This window comes from Candidatus Bandiella numerosa (assembly GCF_021811875.1).
Taxonomy (GTDB): Bacteria; Pseudomonadota; Alphaproteobacteria; order Rickettsiales; family Midichloriaceae; genus Aquirickettsia; species Aquirickettsia numerosa_A.
In genome coordinates this window covers 1-2,030 of sequence record NZ_JAJBJD010000174.1, presented here as the reverse complement: position 1 = coordinate 2,030, position 2,030 = coordinate 1, and the positions used below count along the sequence as shown (strand labels likewise).

Genomic DNA, 2,030 nt, shown 5'->3' with positions numbered 1-2,030 from the left:
TAATAATTACTTTCTCTGCATTTGCAACATATTATTTCTGACATATACTAACCTTATTTGTGTTATTGTGCATATCATATCAGCTTTCTCAATTGTATGCTATATTTGTTTAGCAATGCCAAAAAATCAGATGAATTCTTCTTTGGTGGAGTTGCTTCTTTTTTTCCAGCACCCAATAAACCTCCACTATCACTACCTCCTCCACCTGATACCATAATACCTGCTTTTTTCTTTGCCTCTATAGCCATTTGTCTCTTTTTCTCTTCTTCACTATCATCAGAAAAAGGAGAATGGAATATACTTTTTGAAGAAGATGAATCACCATTATCTCCACTTAAACTTGGCGGTAGTGGCAACACTGGTTTTTGAGGTATATCTATTTTAGGCGGTGGTGGTGGTGGTGGCGTAGGAGCTCCCACCTCTGGTGCTGAGATAGGCTTAGAATCTTTAGCACCATTATTTAACTCAGTATCTTGATCATGTTTTGGAACTGGCTTAGAATTTTTCAATATTTGTTCATTTTCTTTTTTATCAACAACCTCAGGCTTGTCATTAGTTTTTGAGTCTTTATCTTCAAAAACAAAGTAGTAAATTACACCTGCTACCAGTAATATCAAAACTACTAACAATAATTTTTTTTGACCTGATGCAATTGAAACGGTAGAAAAAGTTTTATTTTCTTCAACAACTTCTTCATTATCTTGAACCCGCTTTGTATTATTTATGTCATTTATCTGATCTTCTTGAGTCATAGACTTAATTTAAGTATTTCTTATTGGTTATTTCAATAACATTATTATTAAAACTTAGTTCTAAAATTTTCCCTACATTATCAATAACTAAATAATCTCCAACTATCATAGGCTTAATGTTATGAACTTCATCATTTCCTTTGACAAGCTTAACATTAGGCTTATCCAAATTAATATTCTTCTCATAATATATGTAAGTTTTAATCCCATCGTCAAAGATTTTAGAAGGTAAAAATTTAACAGGACCAACCATTATATAGTCAAAATTATATGGTTTAATATCAAGTAAACCACTATTCTCCTCTTCATTTTTTTGAATTTCAGGGTATGCAATTTTTTCATCAGGACTCGGAAAATAAAACCTTGCAACATAAATCAACTCATTATCGATGTAACCTGAATATGGCTTAGATTGTATCTCGAACTGATACACCCTTTTATTAGTAATAACCGTCATGTTGGTTAAAATATTATCCTCCAGTGGTTTAATAAAAAGCCTATTATCCATTGGGGTTAATTGCCAGGCATAACTATTTCCTGTAGAAATGGTTTTAATTTCTTCGTTTTTTTCAAACTCAATGCTGGTCTGGAAATTATAATGCACCACTATCCTAAAAATTTCATTTGGATTGTAGATCAAAGTTTTTATTCTACTATCCGTTGAAATTGGATTGTCTACGGCAAAAATAGTGCAAATAAATAATAAATAACAGATCGTTATTAATGCTAATTTCTTAATTATTTTCATCATTTATCCTATATAAAGTTACCTGAAATCCGAGAGGGTTTATTAATCTATCTGCCTGACTCATATTTAGATTAAAATAATCAAATTCCATGTAAATAATCTTATTCATAACCAAATTAATTTGTCCAGCAACGGTTAAATCAATCCTCACTTGCGCAGAAGTTGCTGAAGGAAATATTATGGATTTTAAGCCTACAGTTCTATATGAGCTACTTCCATACATATTATACGGACTAGAAGGATTATTATAACCAAATTTACTTCTATAATCACTGTAATATACATCTGAGCTTGACAGTACCCTAACCACGTCATTAAAATTTCTATTAAATGTCCCAGAATAATATTCCTCTCTTGCCCTAATGTATTTCATTACAAAATATCTTCTAATCGCCTCATCTGCTGGCATTGCTAAACAAATATAGCATACAATTGAGAAAGCTGATATGATATGCACAATAACACAAATAAGGTTAGTATATGTCAGAAATAATATGTTGCAAATGCAGAGAAAGTAATTATTACAGATC

General features: G+C 31.0%; 3 protein-coding genes. All 3 read right to left on the bottom strand.

All coding sequences use genetic code 11. From position 1 onward, the window contains the following. Positions 1-74: 74 nt before the first annotated feature. From L8D11_RS05125 to L8D11_RS05115, 3 genes are read right to left on the bottom strand one after another with little or no spacing between them, the layout of a single operon-like run. Positions 75-752 carry a hypothetical protein gene (locus tag L8D11_RS05125; RefSeq protein ID WP_236870593.1) on the bottom strand — a complete coding sequence of 226 codons (678 nt, stop codon included), beginning with the start codon at positions 750-752 and terminating at the stop codon, positions 75-77. Positions 753-756: 4 nt separating this feature from the next. Next, positions 757-1,503, bottom strand: a complete 747-nt coding sequence (locus L8D11_RS05120) for a TrbG/VirB9 family P-type conjugative transfer protein (protein WP_236870592.1) — start codon at positions 1,501-1,503, stop codon at positions 757-759. Beyond that, positions 1,487-1,909, bottom strand: a complete 423-nt coding sequence (locus L8D11_RS05115; protein ID WP_236870591.1) for a VirB8 family type IV secretion system protein — start codon at positions 1,907-1,909, stop codon at positions 1,487-1,489. The genes L8D11_RS05120 and L8D11_RS05115 overlap by 17 nt, the downstream gene beginning before the upstream one ends. Positions 1,910-2,030 lie beyond the last annotated feature (121 nt).